Source organism: Pseudomonas asuensis (genome assembly GCF_014646755.1).
GTDB classification, from domain to species: domain Bacteria; phylum Pseudomonadota; class Gammaproteobacteria; order Pseudomonadales; family Pseudomonadaceae; genus Chryseomonas; species Chryseomonas asuensis.
The window spans coordinates 1-20,923 of record NZ_BMNW01000015.1 but is presented as its reverse complement, the minus strand read 5'-3'; the positions used below and the strand labels follow the sequence as shown (position 1 = coordinate 20,923).

Sequence of the window (20,923 nt, the reverse complement as noted above, 5' to 3'; positions counted from 1 at the left end):
TATGGAACAAGGTGCTGTCTTTCAAAGTAACCGCAGCCAGGCCGTGAGGCTGCCCAAAGCCGTCGCGCTTCCTGAAGGCGTAAAGCGCGTAGATGTGGTTGCCCTTGGTCGAACACGAATCATCACTCCGGCTGGCGAATCGTGGGATAGCTGGTTTGATGGCGAAGGTGTCACTGCCGACTTCATGGCGGAGCGTGAGCAGCCAGCAGATCAGGAGCGCGAGACGTTCTGATGCTCAAGTTCATGCTCGACACCAACATCTGTATCTTCACCATTAAGAACAGGCCGCAGGAGGTTAGAGAGGCCTTCAAGCGGCATCATGGTCAAATGTGCATCAGCACCGTGACCTTGATGGAATTGATCTATGGAGCGGAAAAGTCTTCTAATCCTGAGCACAATCTGGCGAACGTGGAAGGCTTCGCGGCTCGACTGGAAGTGCTCAAGTATGACCAGGAAGCTGCTGCACATACAGGACAGCTTCGCGCTGAGTTGGCCCGGCTTGGTAAGCAAATTGGCCCCTATGATCAGATGATCGCAGGACATGCCCGCTCTCAGGGTCTGATTCTCGTCACTAACAATCGCCGCGAGTTCGACCGTGTACCCGGCTTGAGAGTCGAGGATTGGGTAGCCCCAGTCGCGTAATGTAGGGTGATACCAACGGCAGGTGCTGTTGCTTTTTGCAGTTGCCCAAGCGGTGACTATGCGCAATCCTCTAGCCCAATATAAAAAAGCAGCTAGTAACAGCCATACGAAATCAAATAGTAGAGTTTATTTCCAGGATTAGGCTCATCACCGCCATCTAGTGGCTGCGGACCGCTGAAGAACATAATTGCGAGTACAACCGATGCTGGACAAGGGTTGGACTAGGTCGCTCGGATATCCAGGTCCTTGAACAACACTACAGCCTCTTTGTGCGGCGCTTAAAAATCCTCTTGTAGGTACTAATCACTTAATCTTTCTGATAGCCAAGCAGAATACGACCTAGCATAGGAGCTTGCTTGGCTCTTATGGCAGCGCAAAGAGAATATTTAATACTTACAAGGTCTGCGGGCGATTTCTCCCAAGACGCTCAGGAGCATGAGCAAAGTCATCAGACGCTATAGCCGATAGGGTTGATAACTCTAGAGCCAGACAAAAACTTGCAATAACTTCTGCAAAGGCCTCTGACTTGTCTGTTCCAGCGCATCCCATCAGTTGTAGACACTCCCTCTGGCCAGGCCGCCTACTGTACCGATGACTAAACTGGGTAGGGTAAGGGAGGTATAAACTGCATCCTGATCATCCATCTCAAGGTGCAAGTGCCCGATTGAAGACTCATGCACGCTGGCAATATCCTGGCCTGTCGCCGTGAAAATGGCTGCAATTGCATTTGAGATGTTTACATTTATGCCCACCATCCCAGAACAGAGAGCGCCTGATGCCAGGTGACGATAACTACTGACTAACTGCTGCGGGTCGACTTTAAGGATGCGCCGCACGACTGAGCCGGGCAATAAACAGTCCACAGCGACACGACTGCCTCGACCACGAATAAAGGACTGGTAGGTCACCTTCTTATCGTTTGATAGATTAGCTTCGATAAGATAGTTGCGTAAAACAAGACCACACTCAGCTATTTTGTGCTTGAGCCATTGCACGGCGTTCCACGTAGCAGTTGTGGTCATGTTCTGACCAGCTGCATCACCGGTTTCATAGATGAATTGAACGTGAACGCAACGCCCATTAACTTGTGGCTCAATACTTTTTAAAACCGCATACCGTGAGCTGCTTTCAGCCTGGACTTTGATATCAGCAAAAGAATCATTAACGAGTTGGGCAAATATCAGAGCTGTTTCAAGCGAGTTGAACTCAAACAAAGGTGCTCGAATCATGCGTTTGCCAATAAAGGCTGCATTTGCTCCTCCTGCCATTGTTAGCGCTGTTGCTCCACGAGCGATAGAGGCGATCAAAGCACCTTCGGAGGTGGCTAAAGGAGCATAATGCTTACCTTTGGCGAAGCGACCATTGATGAGCAAAGGGCCTGCAACCCCAACAGGCACCTCTACAGAGCCAATTAATGATTCGCAGTTGTTGCGTACATGGTCAACATTAAAACCGATCTGTTCGATGTTAGTTAGCTTGACGCTAGTCTTCTCGTTCAAATACTCCAATCGACGCTGTCTGGCTTCTTCAGTATACAAGCCGCCCCCAGGTACTCGCTCGATCGTCCTGAATGCCTGTTTGCTAATCGTCTCTACACTGATAGGTGTTTCGGCTGACATACATGATTCCTCTTTCCGGTGTAAAGATAATCGTGGCACCTATCAACTATGTGCCACGGACGTGACAGAGGCATGAAGAGGAGGAGGTAGAGGCTGTCTGAAAAAGATTTCTTCAATCTGCGGGCCAGAGAGATCGTAGTGTCGAAGCTGCTAGTGAGCTTCTCAAGACGAGTAACTATTTGGCGATGCTCCTTGAACTAGCTAAAGAGTCGCCCTATGACATTGCGCTTACGATAGACCGGTCAATCAACCAACATGTGGCCAACCATGTTCAAGAAGTTACGTGGGCTTGGGCCAATGATGTCGAAGATATGATTCAGTAAATCGGTAGGGTGGCAGGCTCAACATAATGCCTAAGCTGCTCACTGGTATGACGCACGGCATTGAGGGCTTCCGGGCGGGTTGGCCAAGGGCCCGCCTGCTCGACAAGGACAATACGAAGCGGTGCAGGATCAGACGCAAGAGCCTGGACGAAAGGTGTCTTTTGAGCAAAGTGCCCCATTCCTGCCCAACCTTCACCTACCAGCGGGCCTGAAGATAGACGGTCCCGGGTGGGCTTCAAGATAAACATCTATCCTTCTTCAGATCAAAATACCTTTACTTATCCTTATTGATAATGTCATGGATGACAGGTAAACCTTGACTCATACATCATTGGTTAAGGTTACTTGATGCCTCGCATTATTGTCGCAACTACGCCCCAGGTGGGGCATGTGCTTCCCATTTTGTCGTTACTGCCGCGCCTGAAAGAGCAGGGGTATGACATCACCTTTATTACGGGGTCCGGGTCAAAAGAACGTGTTGAGCGAGAAGGCATCCGCCATGTCACGTTACAGGGAATAGCGAATTATGATGCACACGATGTGAATCAAACCTTTCCTGACCGTAAAAGGCTCCAGCCTGGCCCAGAGCTGCTCGATTTTGATTTCCGCGTCCTGTTTATCCAACCGTTGGCCGACCAGACCAGGACAGTTCAAGCCGTACTAGACGAAAGCGATGAGCCCTCCGTGCTCATAACCAATCATATGTTTGCAGGAGGATGGCCGTTCCAGCTGCGATCGTCCAATGCACGGCCTGTCGGTTTAATCTCACTGGGGATAACACCCCTCATGCTCAGTACAGACGCGCTCGCACCGTTTGGAAAGGGTCTTCCTCCCGCTGTCACCGAAAGCGAAAGACATCGGTATTTACAGTTGCGTCGTGATTTTGACCGGGATATGCAGGGATCAAAAGCAGCCCTTGATGCCGTCCTGAGCGAGCTAGGTATAAAGCCTTTATCTTATTCCTTTATGGATGCAACAACGCTACTTCCAGACATGTTCCTGCAAATGACTGTTCCAGGCCTAGAATATGCCGAAGCGTGTCTTCCTCCCTCTGTAAAATTGATAGGCACTGCACCTAGCCAGGTACAAGCCTGTTCTCTTCCAGCTTGGTGGAGTGAAGTAGAGGCAGCGAAAGCAGCGGGTCGGCCTGTTGTTTTTGTCACTCAAGGCACCGTAGCCCGTAACCTGGAGGATCTGGTGTATCCAACGCTTGATGCTCTTGCAGATAGCAATGCATTGATAATTGCTACAGCCGGCAAACAAGGGGAACACACAAAGCCATTTGTTACCCCAAATGCTTACATGGCTGACTATCTACCCTATGAGCAGATTCTTCCGTACGTCGATGTCATGATCACCAATGGCGGGTACGGTGGCGTACAACAGGCATTACGACATGGCGTTCCGCTTGTGATTGCAGGCACTTCGGAAGACAAGGCAGAAGTCGCAGCGCGTGTAGCCTGGGCAGGCGCAGGTATCAACCTCAAGACGGATCGTCCCGCCACACAGGATGTATCAGAGGCAGTTACAACTATTTTGAGGGAGGGGCGATTCAGGAGAGCCGCGATGACATTGAGTCAACAGTATAGGGAGCTTGATCCGGCCTTGGCACTTAAACAGGCGGTCGATTCCTTTTTCCAGTCGTAATCTTCAAACCTAAAAGCTTGTCAAAACCTACTAATCTGTAACGTAGGCATTACCGAAAACCGTTTTGTTAATGTGTGCCATACAGTGGCATCAGGTAGGAACCATGGCGAAGTTGATCAGTCGTGAACCTTGGTGGGCAAAACCTCCTGAGCCAGGACAAGATGAGTTGAATCTTGAGTGGGGATATCTTGAAATCTATGACAATCTTGAATTCAACTTTGTCTCGATTAGACCCTCTGATGAAGAGATTCGCCTGCGTAAAGGCTGTCGGGTCATTAGTGAACCGACAGCACGCTCATCATAAAACGGTTGTCGTTAATTTCTGTAAAACGGAAATTGACTGCAAAAGTAGAACCTGTTTGCTGCACGCTTTGGTGTGTCAGAAATTTCCGATTATGGCCTTAATCGGAAACGATAAAGCGGCTAAATGCTTCTATCTTCTTATTAATTTTTTACTTCGCATAAGATTGATTATGTTAAATTAATATCAATCCTCTCTTGTACCTCGCGCTTTGTTTTATAGCTAAAATATCGCTGTCCACTCTTAATGCGCTGTCTTCAAACTTGACCGCTGGCTATACAGTCGCGCCTCAGCCTGGTCCATGCTTTCGCCTGTCCTTTGCATATGCTTGGTCAGCTCGTCAGCATCAAATCCAACCTGATCACGCATGGCATTATTGACGTCAGCCATGACTCGTTCTGCATTACGCGACCACTTACTGACAAGGTTCTGCGTATGCTTCATGTCCTCTTTAACCCATGCTCGAGGATCAGCGCTGTCTGTGATCAAGAGTCCCAGCGTGCGGCCTACCGCTGGCAACAAACTCATATAAAGCGTGACCCAGCAAATGGGCTCCATCGGTTCGGTCGGCTCAATCAGGGCATGATGGAGATAAGGCTCTGGGCTTGAGTCATCCAGCTCGTTGGCAATATCGATAATTAGGTCGACGATCTGCTCTTCCTGAATATCCAACCCATCCAGCTTGAGCGCCATATAAGAGGTGGATCAGCTCATAAAGCGTATTCACTTTGGTAGGTCCGATTGTATAGCCATGATATCTCTCTGAGAGACTGGTCCTTAACCAGCCATGTGCAATGGTGTGGGTGTGTCGCTCTGTAGGCTCACACCTAGTCGCCGAGAGATTTCCTTTCGCCCGCCCATGGTTAAAGTTAGAGCGCGACTATCTAGGTCTCTTCTCAACCAGCTCCGCTTCAGGACCAGATCGAGCATGGCAGCGCCTAGAGCACCTGCCAGATGGGGCCTGCGCATGCTCCAGTCCATACACGCACAGGCGAACCGCCTACGTTGATTAGATAGCGCACCGGTCTCCAGCCCTAACGCTAGAAAGCCGTGCTTTCCAGCTTCAGTAATCACATATTCAGGAGCATCTGATGACTGTGCTGCCAGCCAACCTGACTCCATGAAGTAATCATGGAGCTGCACGGCCAAGGTGCCAGCCATATGGTCATAACAGGTGCGAGCGAATTGTAATCGGTCCGGTGTATTGGGAATGAAATGATGTGCAGTGCTCTTGCTGATTACCATCAAGGCTTCAAGTGCTTGAGCAACAGGCTGTCCAGATAGGCTGTAATAGCGATGCCGGCCCTGGACATGCAGCCGCACTAGATCCAACTCCTTCAAGCGTCCTAAATGAGCGCTGGCGGTTGAGGCACTGACCTCAGCTATGGCCGCAAGCTCGGTGCTCGTTCGTGCATGCCCATCCATGAGTGAACACAGCATTCGCGTGCGCGCGGGTTCGGCAATCGCTGCAGCCACAGCAGAGACGGAACAATCATGTTGATCAGCATCCATATTTCGCTCCACATCGAATCGTGGTGATTATCCCAGGTGGATAGTAGCAGCCCTAAATGACGAGCGCCTAAGGTCAACACATGGATCTGCTTAAAGCGGCAACACACCGTGACCCCTACCCCTTCTATTCATCGCTCAGAGCTGAAGGAGGTCTGTTCTATCGCAATAGAGAAGCCCTGTGGATTGCTAGTGATGCGGCCTCCGTAGCCGCGGTACTGGCTCATCCAGAGTGTCGGGCTCGCCCTGTAGATGAACCGGTTCCGCAGACAATTCTGGAAAGTGCTGCGGGAGAGATATTTGGTCACCTGATGCGCATGAATGAAGGCACGCGGCACAGCTGTCCTCGGTCCTTAGTGATGCCCCTGTTGAAAGAGCATCAACAGCTACCCATCAACGACTTGGCTACAACCTTTCAGCGAAAGGTAGGATCGGCATCTACAAACATATCTATAGCAGAGTGGATGTTCACGTTTCCGATCATGGTCGTTGCCCGCTTGCTGGACATTGCTCTGGACGCAGCTAGGCCACTGACAGATTTGACTCACGACTTCGTTGCCTGCCTGTCGCCTCTGAGCGACAACGTGCAGCTACAGGCGGCACATCAGGCGGCACAGGCGCTTCATGAAACGCTGAAGGATCATCTTCCAACGCTGCGAAAAGCCGGTCTCATCAGGGAGCCTGAAGCATCAGCGCTCATTGAGGAAGACGTGCTTGTTTCCAACCTGGTTGGACTCTTGTCCCAGACTTACGAAGCAACTGCTGGCCTCATTGGCAACTGTCTTGTGAGGCTGTGCCAGGAGGAAGGCTTGCTCTCAGATCTAGGTCTATCACAGGAGTCGCGAACCTGTTTTGTCACTGAAGTCCTGCGACACGATCCGCCTGTTCAGAATACACGGCGCTTTGTAGCCAGGACATGCACCATCAAGGGTATTACCCTGCCCGCAGGGAGTACTGTTCTTGTGCTGCTGGCTTCTGCTAATCGTGATCCAGAGCTAAATACCCAACCTGATGAGTTTCTTCTGGACAGGCCCTACAGACGCTTCTTCAGCTTTGGCTCTGGTCATCATGAATGTCCTGGACAGGCACTTGCCATCGCTATCGCTGATGCTGCACTTCTGGCTCTGACCCAGGCGATCCCAGCATGCTCGTTAGGAAGACTTCATTGGGTTTACCGACCCTCACTTAACGGTCGCATCCCGATATTTAACTTCGAGGAGGTAAAATCATGATCACTGTGATCTTTGAAGCCTGGCCGCATCAGGAGCATTTCCAACGCTATCTGGATATTGCTGCCGAGTTAAAACCCCTGCTTACTGAAATAGAGGGCTTTATTTCCATAGAGCGGTTTGAAAGCCTAAGTGAACCAGGGAAACTCCTCTCGCTTTCATTCTGGCGTGATGAGCAGTCGGTAAAGCAGTAGCGTGAACTGGAGTGCCATCGAGCGGCTCAACACGCGGGAAGAAATCATATTTTTGATAACTACCGGCTACGTATTGCGCATGTGGTCTGAGATTATGGCCTGAATGAGCGCGAGCAGGCACCCGCTGATAGCAGACAAATACACGTTGCAACGCAGACGATAAACCTCTAGATGTTTTAAGGTCCGATAACGGCACGACTCCTGCTTTTACACTAAAGAGGAGTCGTGACCCAGGATGTGCCCAACCAGCGTGGTAGCAGGTGAGGATAGAGCGCTAAAGCTATGGGCACAGACCTACACTGGTCAGAGCTGGATCTTGAGCAGAAACTCTGGACCATACTGGGAGAGCGTATGAAGACGGTCAAGACGCTTACTTAATGCACCGTCTTCAAATCAGCATCAAATCCGATCTGATCACGCATGGTACTGTTGACGTCAGCCATGACACGCTCTGCGTTACGTGACCATCCACTGATAAGGTTCTGCGTATGCTTCATGTCCTCTTTAACCCATGCTTGGGGATCAACGCTTTCTGCGTTCAAGAGCCCCAGCTTACGGCCAACCGCTGGTAGCAAGGTCATGTAGAGGGTTACCCAACAGATTGGCTCCATAGGCTGGGTCGGATCAATCAGGGCATTATGGAGATAAGGCGCCGGGCTTGTCTCATCCAGATCGTTGGCTATGTCAATGATTAGGTCGACGATGTCTTCCTCCTGCAGCTCAAAGCCATCAAGCTTGATCGCCATATGCAGTAGATGAATTAGCTCAAAGAGCGTATTCACCTTAGAGGGTGCCTGGTCAGAATGCATAGTCATGATGTACCTCAAGAAGTGTAGTTGCGCCTACTAATGTGCCTAGATCATTAAAACTCATTTGAAGGCTGCGCATGGATGTTCTTATGGGCCTACTGGCTGCTCTATGCTCGGGTGGCACAGATTTCCTGGTAGGGATTAACGCCAAGGCAGTTGGTGTCAAGAAGGCCGTATTCTTTGGGCAGTTGGTCATTATGTGCTTACTGCCCCTGTGCTTGCCTAGAACCCGGACTTTTCCCGTGTTCGGCGCTTTCTCTCCTGGCTACAACAGGAGCTTGGCCATGAGTTCAGCTACTAGGCTCTATACGAAAAAGTCCTCGAACGAACGGCCTTATCAGTTACCGCCCCCACAAGAACTGCTTGAGTAGCCAGCAGCTTCCGTGCAGACAGGTTTCTTGTCGATATCACTCAGTATCGCCAGCGTAGCAAGGGTTGTCAGATCGGCACCGCTGCTGCTTGAACCTAATGGCGTAGCTGCTGCGCGAAAAGCGCTCCATTGCCGACTGGTTGTAGGCTTGGCTGAGGCCTCTTGAATTGAGGGCTCCTTTTCTCTGATCGGCGCTGTAACGAGCCAACCGAGCGCCAGCAACAGACTAACCATCCCTCGGGAGATCCCGAGCCCAGCGAGCGTGACTACGCCCTGCAGGGCGTTGGAGCTGGTTGGTATCCAGGCGCTTGATCACGTTGTGGTGTGATCGAGGGTGCGTATCGCTGGCCGAACGAGGTTATTTGTAGTCCCCAGGCCAGAGCGGGTTAGTACATTGCTTGCGGTCAGGCTATTATGAGGGCTTGTTTTTATATCTCTATGGTAAACACATGAATAAATCCGAACTGATCCAGGCCATTTCCGAAAAAGCCGACCTGAACAAGGCCGTGGCAGAAAAAGCCCTGAATTCACTGGTTGAGGTAATCAGCGGCGAGCTTGCCAAGGGCGAGACGGTGGCGCTGGTTGGGTTTGGCACGTTTCAGGTTAGTGAGCGTGCGGCCCGCAAGGGACGTAATCCGCAGACTGGTCAGGAGATCGATATCCCGGCCAGCAAGAACCCCGCCTTCAAGCCAGGCAAGGGCCTGAAAGACGCCGTGAATGCCTGATTGAATGGCACAAAGGTCTCGCCAGGCGGGACCTTTGCTTCTGCCACCACATGCGCCTGACGCAAGGCCTTGATAGGATGTGGTAGCCAACAGCTTACAGGACCTACTGCAAGCCTCTACTTTTCGATATCGTTAGAAGTCTCGTAGTGTAGCCACCTTACGATGGCGCACACGGTGCCGGCACACTGGTATCAAAGGTTTCTCTCAACCCAACAGGATGTTGGAATAGTGAGCGCTTCTCCGGCTTAATGAGTTGGGACATCCAAGGGCGGCATTAGCTCCAGAATTCTATCGCGACCACCTTCAGCTACTAAATAACTTCCCTTGGTAGTACGTACAATTGACTGGGGCGCTTTCAAAAATGAAAGAACTGTCTGTCGACGGCCTTGGTAGTCAATTAACAGCAACCGAGCACGATGAGTGGAGTCCTCACTTACCCAGATTCCGCGTTCATCGCACATCAAAAAGGTTGGCTGGTTCAAGTCAGCTAACACGATCGGATCGCTACGGTCTTCGGTCAACTGCCGAACGATTCCCTTTTCCTTTTCTGTATAGAGCATACGTCCATCCGTACAACGCATGATGGATTCCGATTCATTCAGATTATCTCGCACAACAGTTAGGGTCCGATCATCCCAGTGGTAGCGTACTAAACGGCCATTCCCTTTCCTGTCTTCGATCGCGTATAGATAATCGCCTTCACCCCAAAGCCCCTGTACGCTGTTACCTTTGAACAGAGGTAAAATCCTGCCTTCCTTAAGAAAACTTACCATGGCTCCGTCAACTTCCTGGCTGTATACCAAGCCGTCACGAAAAGGAATCATGCCATCAGGTTTGGATAGATCAGCCACTACTTTTTCGCGTCTGCCATCCGGGTGGATACGTATGATGCTTCCAAGCCCGTCACGCAATTCCTGACTCACCATTAAAGAGCCGTCCTGCATAGGAACAAGCGATGCAGCTTTCGGTACATCACGGTAAGCAACCTTGTAGCTCCAGCCCTCAGCTGGCTGCACAGGATAAAAGTTCTGCCACATGAAAAATCCAAGCGTGGCCAGGAGCATGATGCCGCTAATACGCAATGCAACTCGGAATGTTCGAGATGCTAATCCTACGCTCCTAGTGTTGCTATCTGCCCTACTCAAAATTATACCGCCGTCAAAACTTGTAGAGGATTGTCACGCCAGCTGGAATCAGCATATTGCCAGCGATGGTTGAAGACGCTTTCATCCATTGCTGCGGATAAACGCTCCACTGTAATGGTTACGTTCATCACTATCGTTGCGGCAATGCTCACTATTGAAGTGTTGGCCTGGAGATTGATGATGACCAAAGGCAAGCCGATACCAACAGCCCACGCGCGAATATCAGTGACCGACACAATAACCGCCAAAATGACGAATTAAGGCGAGTCGGTTTTCCTCTAGCGGATATGAACAAGGCCGGGGTGCCAGGTCTCCTGGCCCCTTTCACTATCGCGAGACGTTGATAACTACAGGCGAAGCCTCTTGTTATAAAACAGCTTACCTCTTCAACGATCTGATTTTTCACCAGCTTCCGTAGGGAATCCCGTAGCGCTGGATATACTGCTGGGCTTCTTCGCTGACCTTGTAGGCGTACTCGCCATTGCTTTTACCCTGATCAGGTCCGAGTGGTTCTACCTCAGCAATGCCACGAGCCGCCTTCACCGGTCGAGCGCACTCGTCAAGCACCCAGACCTGTACGATGCCGCCGGGTGCGAGTCCCAGCGTGAGATGTCCTCCTTGCGGGTCGTGATTTGTCGGCTGCTCTGGACACAGTTCGGTACTGGCCCGCTTCAGGATCTCGCGCGCCTCCTCGGGTATATCGACCCACGCCCGGTACGTCTGTGGCTCGGCGATAGATTGCCAGCGAACAAAGATACGTCTGGGTAGACCAGCCCCTACTGCCGGGTACTTGGTAAAACCTTCTCCCAGCCACCCTCGGGCATATTCCTTGTCTAGCCCCATTTGACCGCCAGAGGCACTGCCCTCGCCAATGTGAGGAATGAACTTCCCGTTTACATCTTCTGCAGATGCCTCCTCCACCCAGACCTTCATATAGGCAGGCTCAGTGAAGCCGATATTCCACCACCGTGTTGCCGCGGCACGAGCATTCTCATAAACACAGCCGCTGGTTAATACCAAAACCACGAGAGGACCAAGAATTTTGAGTTTGAATTTCATATGTCTGCAACATGTAGAAGACGGACACGATTGCCATCTGTGTCAGGAACGCCTGCCGGTTCTATGGAAAGCGAGTCATTCGCGTAAGGCCTTGGTTCCCTTGGCTTTTCTTAATTAGCACTTTTACCTGTTCTGCGCAAAGATCATCGGTGCGATGGGCCTGCCAAAACCGAGCCTTTGCCAGCACACGATCAATGCGCGCCATCGCCTGTTGCAGACTTTGCAGGAGTGTTTGCAGAACCCACTTCAGCCAAGCGGTAATCTCCAGAGTACCCTTCTGGCTTGATTCAAGGATGTAGTAGTAGGCGGTACGATTTTCAAGGATGCTGGCCGACATGGTGTATAAACGGATTAATTGTTGCTCACCCTGGGCAAGTGCCAGATCGGTAAGCGCACGAGTAAGCCGGCCATTGCCATCGTTAAAGGGATGCAAGGTCACAAACCAGAAATGCGCTATGCCGCTATAAATAACATCAGAAAAACGGGCGAGAGCACTGACAAGACAAAGCCACTGATGATTGCGTAATGGATGGTGTTTTCTGGACAGGTCAGTTTAACGATCGGAAGCGTTGCATCCATGGCCGTTGCGCCTGTTGCACCGATACACGCCTGAGGTGCGACGCGCCCAAGCGTGTACAGAAGCATAATGGCTAGTATCTCGCGTAAGAGGTCAGCCACCAGCACCATTACACCATACTGGCTGCCTAGTGCATTACCTACCATGGCACTTGAGAGGCTCATCCAGCCAAAGCCGGATGCCAGAATAAATCCCATTCTGAGCGGCTCTCCCAGCAGAAAGGCAGCCATCATTCCCCCTGCAAAGGTCCCTGTGATGGCCAGTATTGGAAGGCCAAGCGCGCCCTTGGAAAGCCATTGACGATCTATCTTCATGCGTGACAGATCAATCCCGACCAGAAAGACCAATGCATAAATAAGGTGACTGATGTCTGGCAGCCATAAATGCTCTTTAATAAGTGCCAAAGGTGTAAGTGAGGTAACAGCGCCTGCGGCTACGATAAGGAGTGTCAACGCACATCCTTTAAGACTTGAGCACAGGGCATGGCTTCTGTTCTCTGATTTAGGATGGGTTACATCAGTGGCTCGTCTGTAGAAACAGCGGATGAGTATCCATGAGGTCAGGGTGCAGCAGACTGCAAAGGTCGCTCCTGAAATTAGAGAGTGACCAGCCAACTGAGGACTGGTCAAAACCGCGCCAAACTCGCAGCCAATGGCAAAAAGAAGTGCTGTTACCAGAGGGGAGATAAGTCGGGTCGCGCTCTGGACAAGCTTTTGCCTTTCCCCTGACAACTTTCCAAGCGCTATCCCACTACATAAGTACTAATGCTTCAAGTGCTTCGTGCATGCGCTGTCCTAAACCAAACCATGTATCACGTAGCCTAGTTTGACGAACCGATGCACACAAACGAGACTATCTGCATAACTTATGCAGAATTTCTCATTCATGTCCCTTTCCCTTGATATTGAACTACTTCGGACATTTCATACTGTTGTGAAAACGGGGCAGTTTCTGGCTGCGGCTGTACACCTCAATCGCAGCGCTTCTGCTGTCAGTCTGCATATCAGGCGTCTTGAGGACATAGCCGGTGGCAAGCTCTTTGAACGCGATAACCAGTCGGTATTGCTGACCGCGCTTGGTCAGCAATTTACGCTTCAGACTGCGGAGCTATTGGCCCTGCATGATCGCATCATCGGAGGGCTTGTGGATCAGCCGCCGCGAGGTAAGGTTCGCCTGGGTGTATCAGATGACCGCGCCTGTACCGTTGTGGAAAGAATCTTCACTCAGATCGGCTCACTATATCCCTTGATCGAACTGGAGGTTGAAACGGCTACCAGTGGTCAGCTCAAATGCCGGCTGGATCAGGGGCAACTTGATCTGGCTCTCGTTGTACAGCCCTACCTGTCAGAACCTCTATCTACGCCGCCGCTGGAGATAGTGCAACCAGTCTGGATTGCTGCCCATGGCTTAACATTAGCAGATGATGACCCTGTTCCTCTGGCCCTTCATGGTGAAGGATGTCCTTACAGGGTTATGGCTATTGAAGCACTTGAACGTCAGGGCCGGCGCTGGCGGCTGGTCATGCAGAGTGCCAGTTCAAACCTTGTTATGTCTGCTGTAGAAGCCGGAGCCGCCATAACCATTGCAGACCGGACTGACTTGAGCCTACAAGTGCGCCTTCTCACGGAAGAAGATGGCTTCGCCAGACTTGTTACTCATGAGCTAAGGCTTCTTTGCGCACCTGCCGCAGATAACCAGGCGTGTCAGCTCATAGCAGAGATGGTGAAGAGGCTGTCCAGATAAACCTACCCATTAGCAGCAGATCTCTCCTACATAGGCTAAGGCTGAAGTGGTCTTAGCTGACAGATGCTCTAAATAGTCTTACCCCGAGAAACTTTCAGTCCCGATTCTGGATCATCGCATAAGCAGCCCGCCATCCACGGCATACTGACTTCCGGTTACATAGGAGGAATCGCTGGACAACAGAAACAGAGCTACCGCAGCTGCTTCCTCGGCGGCTCCTACCCGGGCGAGAGGGACGGCCTCTACAACACTATGCTCAAAGGCCTGCTTGATATCCTCGCTCATGAAGTCCCGAAAACGTGTCTCGATGGGGCCAGGCACCAGGACATTGACCCGTATGCCCTGCTCTGCGAAAGCGGCTGCCCAGCAGCGAGCCATGGAAATCAGTGCTCCCTTGGTTGCCGCGTAAAGACTGGTCGAAGAGGTCTGTTCGTAAGCAGACGATGATGAGGTCACCACTACTGATGCGCCGGGGTTAAGAAGCGGAGATAATTTCCCAAGTTGCAACAAAGGTCCTCTGACATTGGCAGCCATCATTTTGTCAAAAGACTCAGCCGTTATCTCCTGTAGTGGGCCGACTTCCGCATAGCCTGCGTTTAGCCATAGTCCATCAAGCTTGCCCCATTGAGCTACCGCTAAAGCAAGATCCTCCACAGCCGCAGGATCTGCCGCATCGTTGAGTAACACCCGAGACGCTGATGGGAATAACTGAGCTGCTGAATCGGCATGACTTCTGCTACGACCTGTGAGCAGAACAGTACCCTTTTCTGCAACGATTCGCCTTGCACCAGCCAGTCCTATGCCACGGGTTCCTCCTGTAATTAGCACCTTTTTCCCTACGAACCTGCTCATCTGCTTTTCCTCTTGTTGAGATACGCAACAAGATGTCAGGCTCTGGCTATGTTGATAATCCGCTATTATCCAAATAGGTTGTTTATCCAAGAGTGCATAATGCGCGGTAGCGACTACATAGAACTCAAAGCCTTTGTCGCTGTGGTCGAACAAGGAAGCTTTACACGTGCAGCGGCCCATATGGGGATGTCTGCATCGTCACTAAGCCAGACGATCAGGTCTCTGGAGACTCGTCTCGGTGCACGGTTGCTCAACCGCACCACTCGCAGCGTTGCACCTAGTACAGCAGGTACTCGCTTGCTTAAGCGGCTGATACCTACGCTTGCAGAACTGGAAGCCGCTGTGACTGACATTAAAGGTTTGCGTGACGAGCCTTCTGGCACTCTTCGGATCAATAGTACCCGTGTAGCCGCCGTTCATTACCTGGCTCCGCTAATAGCCTCCTTTCTTGAGGCCTACCCTCACATACAGCTTGAGATCGTAGTCGAAGACCAGCTGGTCGATATCGTAGCGGGGGGTTACGACATTGGCATACGGCTGGGTGAGCGGCTGGATCAGGACATGATCGCTGTCCGGCTAAGCGGTAATCTGGAGATGATGGTGGTTGCTACGCCCTCCTACCTTGAGCGCTATGGAATACCACACGGACCACAGGACTTACAGCACCATCGTTGTCTTTCCTACCGCTGGCCCACAAATGGAAGCCTGTATCGCTGGGAGTTTGAGCAGGCCGGCAGGACGCTTGAAATCGCTGTTAATGGACCGCTCGTGGTAACCGAGCCTGAGATGCTTACACGCATCGCACTGGATGGCGCCGGGATCGCCTACCTGTTCGAGCATCAGGTCAAGGAGCTGGTTGAACAGGGAAAGCTGGTTAGGCTTCTTAAAGATTGGACGCCTGCTTTTCCCGGATTTTACCTCTATTACCCCAGCAGACAGCACATGTCCGTCCCATTACGCGCCTTTTTGGATCATGTAGCGAATACAACGGGTCAACCCGATCAAGCTAGACCGAACACGCCTGCATATTAGACTTGAATATTTGAGAGTGAATGGCTTTGATAGCCTGTTGATTCTAAGAGGTATGCTATGGAAGCCATCGAAAGAGTTCGGGGTATTTATAACGGCAGAAACAGATCATCTGCCTATAAGGATCTGGTTTGGACAGTCGCCACTGCCAGTGATACTGCACTGGATATGCGGGATCAGACACTTCAGACCTTAGCCACAATTGAACAAAATCTTACCGACCTCGGCTCATCAAAACAGCATATCGTTTCTGCGCAGGTTTATATCGCGAATATGCAGGATAAGCCTCTGATGGACAGCATCTGGTGTGACTGGATTGGGGAGAATCCTGATCATTGGCCTCAGAGAGCTTGCCTCGGGGTTACCCTTGAAGGCAATGTTCTTATCGAGATCACCGTTACGGCTATAAGGGCCATCTAGGGGTCTAAGTAAGAGCATAAAGGCCAAGGGCATGTGCCCTGCTCTCCCTTAATCAGAATTCCTCTCTAGGACCAGCACTTAACTGATCTAGTCCTCTAAGTGATGCTAGATAAACAACAACGTCTGGCTTCTGCAGGGTTCAGGCATTGACGGTCTAGCAACAAGGGCGAATTCAGCATGCTCAAGCATCACAACATGCCTGGCTAAATCCTCTGGTGTCCACTTGGCAGTCTCACTAAAGGGATAAACGCTATCAAGTTGCACGATTTCAAGCAGTACCTGTAATGCCTTTTGCCGCTTCACGATACTGCAAAGCTGTCACAGGGCTTCGCGCCGCCTTCGTTCACGCTTCATCAAGTGAGTGACCAACTGATCGTCAACGCCGTTACCTCTTAATCTGTTCAAGGGCTGGCGCATCATAACGACACACTATGCTAGGGATGCATCTTTCAGTTCGTGTCCCAAGGCCTTAATGGCTGACTCCATTGTGTTTCCCTGAAGCAAGGCATAGTTGAGACGTAAACAGTTTCGGTACTTACCGGCAGCAGAGAAAATATTCCCAACCGCAAATTCATAGCCCCTGCTTCCCAGATGCTCATTCAGGCGCAGCGCATCTATTTCTTCGGCCAACTCGATCCAGAGCAAGAAGCCGCCCTGAGGCTGACTTATACCTGCTGACGTTGGCAGGTAGTGCGACAACCAGCCTGAGACACGCTCAAGGTTTCGTTTGTACTGGCTGCGTACACGACGCAGATGTGGATGATAGTGCCCTGCTGCAATGAACTCCGCGAGAGCCATCTGCGGCTGGGTTGAGGTAGCCCCTGTGCCGATATACTTCATGTGGAGCACCTGCTCCAGATACCTGCCTGGAGCAATCCAGCCAACGCGAAGGCCAGGCGCCAGTGTCTTGGAGAACGAACTGCACAGCAGGACTCGTCCCTCCTGATCCATCGACTTGATCGATCGTGGCCTTGGATAGCCATAGGCCAGATCGCCATAGATGTCATCTTCGATAACCGCCACATCAAATCGCTGCGCCAGTCGAAGCAGCTTTCTCTTGCGCTCCTCGGGCATGTTGAAGCCCAGCGGATTGTTACAGGTGGGTGTGACCAGTATGGCCTTGATTGGCCACTGCTCAAGAGCCAGTTCCAGGGCCTCAAGACTGATACCCGTAATTGGGTCTACCGGTATCTCGACAGCCTGTACCCCTGCCCCGTTGAGGGTCTGCATGATGCCGTGAAAGCCCGGGGACTCGACGGCAACGATCTCGCCCGGTTTGCATAGCGTGCGGACGGCAGTCGAGAGTGCCTCATGGCAGCCCGTTGTAATCACAATCTCATCGGGATGCAGCTGGCAGTCAGAATCCACTAAAAGTCGTACAACCTGCTGGCGCAGATCAGATAGACCCTGAATGTTGTCGTAGCGAAGCATGGCCGGATCATGACGGCGCGAAATACGGGTAAGTGCACTAAAGAGTGGCTTGAGCGTTGGTGCGCCGATGTCAGGCGTTCCTCCTCCCAGATACTGTACATCCGCTCGGGGTGTTGACCTCATCTGTTTGAGCAGAAGATCCCACTGCCCTACCTCCACCGGGCGTTGGGCTGGACGACATGTCCGTGGCAAAGGCATCTGTCGCCAGCCTGAGGCCACGAAATACCCTGACTTGGGTCTGGGCACGGCAAGTCCCTGGTCCTCAAGCACCCGGTAAGCCTGCTGGACTGTCGAAAGACTTACGCCATGCTCCATGCTCAGCGTTCTGACCGAGGGCAGCCTCTGACCGGGCAGATAGAGTCCCTGTTCGATTCGCTGGCCGAGCAGCGCAGCAAGATTGTGATAAAGATTCATCTCCTAACTATAAGAGCTTTGGATCACGAGGTGACCATACAGATTGCTTTAAAACTCACCATTCAGAGCGCGAGATAGCGTTTCTGTATGCTCGAGGTCATCCATTGCTGAGTCTGCCATATAGATGTCTTTTGCCTGATCCTTTTTATCAGACGCGGCGAGGCATTTCCTGCCTCCCTATCAACTGTGCAGATAAAGAGTGACCAATGAATACAGACGCAAACGCCTCGTCATGCACGGCTGGCAAGAGCTGCTCTGGGACAAGCCAGACTGGACTATCAGGAGTGCTGATAACCCTGCTCTCATTTACAGCCGGCATTTCCGTGGCCAATGTCTATATGGCGCAGCCCCTGCTGAATGCCATGGCGCATGACCTTGGTGTAAGTGCCGCGCATATCGGTCTCGTCGTAACGGCCACGCAGATCGGATATGCCCTTGGGTTGTTCTTTCTTGTCCCCCTCGGCGATCTCCTCAGCCGTCGCAGGCTGATTTTGGTGCAGATCCTTTTGTCCGCCTGCTTTCTTCTCACAGCCAGTCTCTCGGACAGCTTTTTTCTGCTTCTGCTATCTCTTGCCGCAGTAGGCCTCATGGCCACGGTGGTACAAGTGGTGGTGGCCTTCGCCGCTACCCTTGCACGACCGGAGGAGAGAGGTAGCCTTGTGGGAAGAGTGACCAGTGGTATCGTGCTCGGCATTCTGATGGCGCGCCTGCTTTCCGGAGCTATGTCTGATCTTGCCGGCTGGCGCTCCGTTTACATGACATCCGCAGCGCTGGGAATAGTTACAGCCGGGACGCTTGCCATCATGTTGCCCCGACATAACCAGGGCGCCATGCCAGCCGGCTATCTGGATCTTCTCTGTTCGGTGCCACGGCTTTTCATGTCCGAGCCTGTTCTCAGAGTACGAGCGGTATTGGCCATGCTGATCTTTGCAGCATTCAGCATTCTTTGGACGGCGCTGGTGCTGCCGCTGAGTGAACCTAGGGTAGGTCTTACCCATACACAGATTGGACTCTTTGGTCTGGCCGGGGTTGCGGGTACCCTGGCTGCAGCCCGTGCGGGCAAGCGCGCAGATGTCGGCAAGGGACAACAGACCACAGGGCTGGCTCTGGTGCTCCTGCTACTGTCGTGGGCACCCATCGCCGGGTTACATGCCTCAATCGCAGTACTTGTCCTGGGCGTCATTATTCTGGATTTTGCCGTGCAGGCTGTGCATGTTACCAACCAGAGCCTGATCCTTGCCGTTCGACCAGAGGCCTCAAGCCGACTGGTCGGGGGTTATATGATTTTCTACTCAATCGGAAGCGCCACAGGGGCCTTCGCATCCACCGCCGCGTACGGATGGGCAGGCTGGAATGGCGTCTGTGTACTTGGCGCAGCCGTCAGCCTGATCGCCTTGGTCTTCTGGCAACTGACACGGCCCTCCTGCTAGCGCTATCCATGAGTTCTTCTTCTGCGTTTGGAAACCTGTCCATATGAAAGCCCGCCATCTATTGCTTGCCGTCATGATCACTGCGATCTGGGGATTCAACTTCTCGGTTATCAAGCTTGGGCTCGCTACGGTTGATCCCTTTATTCTGGCCGGGCTACGCTTTCTTCTCTGTGCCGTGCCGGCAATCTTTCTGATCCCCAAGCCAGCAGTGCCCTGGCGTTATCTGATCAGCTACGGACTGGTCTTTGGCGTAGGGTTATGGGGGATCGTTAATTTAGGTATCAAGATCGGGCTCTCGGCTGGTCTGGCTGCACTGGTGCTTCAAGTCAGCGCATTCTTCACCATTGCCCTAGGCGCCCTGGTCTTCAGTGAACCGCTGCGTCGTCATCAGATAGCAGGAGGCCTCCTTGCCCTGCTGGGGCTGGCGCTGGTTATGCTGATCACTGACGGCTCGGTATCACTCCCCGGCGTTATGCTCGTAGTTTGTGGGGCCGTCTGCTGGAGCATTGCCAACCTCATTATCAAGCGGGCAGACACCAGAGAGGTCCTTGGGTTTCTGGTGTGGTCCAGCGCTTTTGCACCTATCCCGCTATTCATGCTCAGCTATATCTTGAATGGAGCGACCGGCTACGCTTTGTTGATTGAGCAGCTAAACCTGACGGCGCTTCTGTCCCTGGCGTTTCAGGTCTATCCCAATACGCTGCTGGCATACTGGATCTGGAACTCCCTGCTCAGGCAGTATCCACTCTCAACTGTCGCCCCGCTGTCCCTGTTGGTTCCAGTCTTTGGCCTGCTGGGCTCCGTTCTGATCTTTAACGAGACGTTACCTATGATAAAGCTGATAGCCATGGTGCTGGTCCTGCTGGGCTTGCTGGCCGGGCTTTACGGTCAGGCAGTCCTGGCCTGGTTTATCCCGGTGAGGCAACGGTCCCTATAGGAGCTGGTTCAAGTGTCGCAGCCATTGCCTGATTAGATCCATGAAAGCCTCAGACCAGTTCTGCGCCTCTGAGCCGGGCGGGCCTATGGTTGATAAGCGGTTCTACAGATGTACAAGGACAGCGTACAAGGTCGATAGCCTGAGGGTCATTGTGCACCTAGAGAAAGAGGTCAGACCATGATTAACAGCATCTTAGGCAGCAGTCAGGCCCTTGCATTGACGAAACCGGCCTTGTCTCAATCGAGTTTAGTCGGCGTGCCTGATTTTTAGTCTTCCGAAAAGAAGTTCAGCTCGTTATATGCCTTTCAAAATGGAGCTTATCAAACCACTCTCCGCTTAACTCAAAGCTTCTTACGGAGTGTCCATATTGAGCGAACCCATTACGCATCAATACTGCCAGTGAGGCGACGTTATCTGTTTGGTCCCAGGGAGAAAGGGTTTATGGTATAGACCTCTATCGGAGGAGGATCCATGGCTCAAGTTCTACACAAACGCGCCACGACCACGCACGCCATCCG

At 52.0% G+C, this 20,923-nt stretch carries 22 protein-coding genes and 4 pseudogenes; 13 read left to right on the top strand and 13 right to left on the bottom strand.

Going from position 1 to position 20,923, the window contains the following annotated elements; all coding sequences use genetic code 11:
• Window position 1 precedes the first annotated feature (1 nt).
• The gene (gene vapB, locus IEX86_RS22270) at window positions 2-232 is read left to right on the top strand and encodes a type II toxin-antitoxin system VapB family antitoxin (protein WP_188868349.1); all 231 of its coding nucleotides are present in this window, start codon (window positions 2-4) and stop codon (window positions 230-232) included.
• Window positions 232-642: a type II toxin-antitoxin system tRNA(fMet)-specific endonuclease VapC gene (vapC, locus tag IEX86_RS22265; protein WP_188868347.1), complete on the top strand. Its 411-nt coding sequence runs from the start codon at window positions 232-234 to the stop codon at window positions 640-642. Before vapB ends, vapC begins: the two co-directional genes overlap by 1 nt.
• 393 nt (window positions 643-1,035) lie before the next feature.
• Here the strand turns inward: vapC and IEX86_RS22255 are convergent.
• Together IEX86_RS22255 and IEX86_RS22250 are read right to left on the bottom strand one after the other, a co-directional pair.
• Window positions 1,036-2,261, bottom strand: a pseudogene (locus IEX86_RS22255) (hydroxymethylglutaryl-CoA reductase).
• Between the two features lie 316 nt (window positions 2,262-2,577).
• The gene (locus IEX86_RS22250) at window positions 2,578-2,832 is read right to left on the bottom strand and encodes a hypothetical protein (RefSeq protein ID WP_188868342.1); all 255 of its coding nucleotides are present in this window, start codon (window positions 2,830-2,832) and stop codon (window positions 2,578-2,580) included.
• Between the two features lie 100 nt (window positions 2,833-2,932).
• Here IEX86_RS22250 and IEX86_RS22245 point away from each other — a divergent pair, with 100 nt between their 5' ends.
• Both IEX86_RS22245 and IEX86_RS22240 read left to right on the top strand, forming a co-directional pair.
• Entirely contained in the window at window positions 2,933-4,231 is a 1,299-nt protein-coding gene (locus IEX86_RS22245; RefSeq protein ID WP_188868341.1) for a nucleotide disphospho-sugar-binding domain-containing protein, read from the top strand.
• A 103-nt stretch (window positions 4,232-4,334) separates the two neighbouring features.
• Window positions 4,335-4,535: a hypothetical protein gene (locus IEX86_RS22240; protein ID WP_188868339.1), complete on the top strand. Its 201-nt coding sequence runs from the start codon at window positions 4,335-4,337 to the stop codon at window positions 4,533-4,535.
• Between the two features lie 240 nt (window positions 4,536-4,775).
• Here IEX86_RS22240 and IEX86_RS22235 read toward each other — a convergent pair whose 3' ends face one another.
• Together IEX86_RS22235 and IEX86_RS22230 are read right to left on the bottom strand one after the other, a co-directional pair.
• Window positions 4,776-5,225: a hypothetical protein gene (locus IEX86_RS22235; RefSeq protein ID WP_229685447.1), complete on the bottom strand. Its 450-nt coding sequence runs from the start codon at window positions 5,223-5,225 to the stop codon at window positions 4,776-4,778.
• A gap of 84 nt (window positions 5,226-5,309) precedes the next feature.
• Window positions 5,310-6,044, bottom strand: a complete 735-nt coding sequence (locus IEX86_RS22230) for an ArsR/SmtB family transcription factor (RefSeq protein WP_188868338.1) — start codon at window positions 6,042-6,044, stop codon at window positions 5,310-5,312.
• An 80-nt stretch (window positions 6,045-6,124) separates the two neighbouring features.
• Here IEX86_RS22230 and IEX86_RS22225 point away from each other — a divergent pair, with 80 nt between their 5' ends.
• Entirely contained in the window at window positions 6,125-7,273 is a 1,149-nt protein-coding gene (locus IEX86_RS22225) for a cytochrome P450 (RefSeq protein ID WP_188868337.1), read from the top strand.
• Window positions 7,270-7,554: pseudogene (locus tag IEX86_RS22220) on the top strand (antibiotic biosynthesis monooxygenase family protein). The gene IEX86_RS22225 and the pseudogene IEX86_RS22220 overlap by 4 nt, the downstream one beginning before the upstream one ends.
• Window positions 7,555-7,838: 284 nt before the next feature.
• Here IEX86_RS22220 and IEX86_RS22215 read toward each other — a convergent pair.
• Window positions 7,839-8,279: a hypothetical protein gene (locus IEX86_RS22215; RefSeq protein WP_188868336.1), complete on the bottom strand. Its 441-nt coding sequence runs from the start codon at window positions 8,277-8,279 to the stop codon at window positions 7,839-7,841.
• A gap of 71 nt (window positions 8,280-8,350) precedes the next feature.
• Here IEX86_RS22215 and IEX86_RS25155 point away from each other — a divergent pair.
• Window positions 8,351-8,497: pseudogene (locus IEX86_RS25155) on the top strand (EamA family transporter); the annotation flags it as partial.
• Window positions 8,498-8,610: 113 nt separating this feature from the next.
• Here the strand turns inward: IEX86_RS25155 and IEX86_RS22210 are convergent.
• Window positions 8,611-8,877, bottom strand: a complete 267-nt coding sequence (locus IEX86_RS22210; protein ID WP_188868335.1) for a hypothetical protein — start codon at window positions 8,875-8,877, stop codon at window positions 8,611-8,613.
• A 215-nt stretch (window positions 8,878-9,092) separates the two neighbouring features.
• Between IEX86_RS22210 and hbs the strand changes: the two genes are divergently transcribed.
• Window positions 9,093-9,368, top strand: coding sequence for a non-specific DNA-binding protein Hbs (gene hbs / locus IEX86_RS22205; RefSeq protein ID WP_188868334.1), 276 nt, complete (start codon window positions 9,093-9,095; stop codon window positions 9,366-9,368).
• A gap of 245 nt (window positions 9,369-9,613) precedes the next feature.
• On the opposite strand, the gene IEX86_RS22200 is transcribed toward hbs, so the two are convergent.
• The 5 genes and pseudogenes from IEX86_RS22200 to IEX86_RS22180 form a co-directional block, all read right to left on the bottom strand.
• On the bottom strand, window positions 9,614-10,432 hold the full coding sequence (locus IEX86_RS22200) for an SMP-30/gluconolactonase/LRE family protein (RefSeq protein WP_188868332.1): 819 nt from the start codon (window positions 10,430-10,432) through the stop codon (window positions 9,614-9,616).
• 83 nt (window positions 10,433-10,515) lie between these two features.
• The gene (locus IEX86_RS22195; RefSeq protein ID WP_188868330.1) at window positions 10,516-10,749 is read right to left on the bottom strand and encodes a hypothetical protein; all 234 of its coding nucleotides are present in this window, start codon (window positions 10,747-10,749) and stop codon (window positions 10,516-10,518) included.
• A 166-nt stretch (window positions 10,750-10,915) separates the two neighbouring features.
• Complete coding sequence (locus tag IEX86_RS22190) at window positions 10,916-11,572, bottom strand: DUF2931 family protein (RefSeq protein WP_188868328.1); 657 nt, start codon at window positions 11,570-11,572, stop codon at window positions 10,916-10,918.
• Window positions 11,573-11,663: 91 nt separating this feature from the next.
• Window positions 11,664-12,035 (bottom strand): annotated as a pseudogene (locus IEX86_RS22185) (Fic family protein); the annotation flags it as partial.
• On the bottom strand, window positions 12,026-12,553 hold the full coding sequence (locus tag IEX86_RS22180) for a LysO family transporter (RefSeq protein WP_229685456.1): 528 nt from the start codon (window positions 12,551-12,553) through the stop codon (window positions 12,026-12,028). The gene IEX86_RS22180 and the pseudogene IEX86_RS22185, both read right to left, overlap by 10 nt.
• Window positions 12,554-13,034: 481 nt before the next feature.
• Here IEX86_RS22180 and IEX86_RS22175 point away from each other — a divergent pair, with 481 nt between their 5' ends.
• Entirely contained in the window at window positions 13,035-13,892 is an 858-nt protein-coding gene (locus IEX86_RS22175; protein ID WP_188868325.1) for a LysR substrate-binding domain-containing protein, read from the top strand.
• A 111-nt stretch (window positions 13,893-14,003) separates the two neighbouring features.
• On the opposite strand, the gene IEX86_RS22170 is transcribed toward IEX86_RS22175, so the two are convergent.
• Window positions 14,004-14,744, bottom strand: coding sequence for an SDR family oxidoreductase (locus IEX86_RS22170; RefSeq protein WP_188868324.1), 741 nt, complete (start codon window positions 14,742-14,744; stop codon window positions 14,004-14,006).
• A gap of 99 nt (window positions 14,745-14,843) precedes the next feature.
• On the opposite strand from IEX86_RS22170, the gene IEX86_RS22165 reads away from it, so the two are divergent.
• Both IEX86_RS22165 and IEX86_RS22160 read left to right on the top strand, forming a co-directional pair.
• A complete protein-coding gene (locus IEX86_RS22165; RefSeq protein ID WP_188868322.1) occupies window positions 14,844-15,776 on the top strand; it encodes a LysR family transcriptional regulator in 933 nt (310 codons plus the stop codon).
• Window positions 15,777-15,833: 57 nt separating this feature from the next.
• A complete protein-coding gene (locus tag IEX86_RS22160) occupies window positions 15,834-16,193 on the top strand; it encodes a RidA family protein (protein WP_188868320.1) in 360 nt (119 codons plus the stop codon).
• A gap of 429 nt (window positions 16,194-16,622) precedes the next feature.
• Here the strand turns inward: IEX86_RS22160 and IEX86_RS22155 are convergent, their stop codons facing one another.
• Window positions 16,623-18,038: an aminotransferase-like domain-containing protein gene (locus IEX86_RS22155; protein WP_188868319.1), complete on the bottom strand. Its 1,416-nt coding sequence runs from the start codon at window positions 18,036-18,038 to the stop codon at window positions 16,623-16,625.
• Window positions 18,039-18,244: 206 nt separating this feature from the next.
• Between IEX86_RS22155 and IEX86_RS22150 the strand changes: the two genes are divergently transcribed.
• Together IEX86_RS22150 and IEX86_RS22145 are read left to right on the top strand one after the other, a co-directional pair.
• A complete protein-coding gene (locus tag IEX86_RS22150) occupies window positions 18,245-19,468 on the top strand; it encodes an MFS transporter (RefSeq protein ID WP_188868317.1) in 1,224 nt (407 codons plus the stop codon).
• A 43-nt stretch (window positions 19,469-19,511) separates the two neighbouring features.
• The gene (locus IEX86_RS22145; RefSeq protein WP_188868316.1) at window positions 19,512-20,405 is read left to right on the top strand and encodes an EamA family transporter; all 894 of its coding nucleotides are present in this window, start codon (window positions 19,512-19,514) and stop codon (window positions 20,403-20,405) included.
• Window positions 20,406-20,923 lie beyond the last annotated feature (518 nt).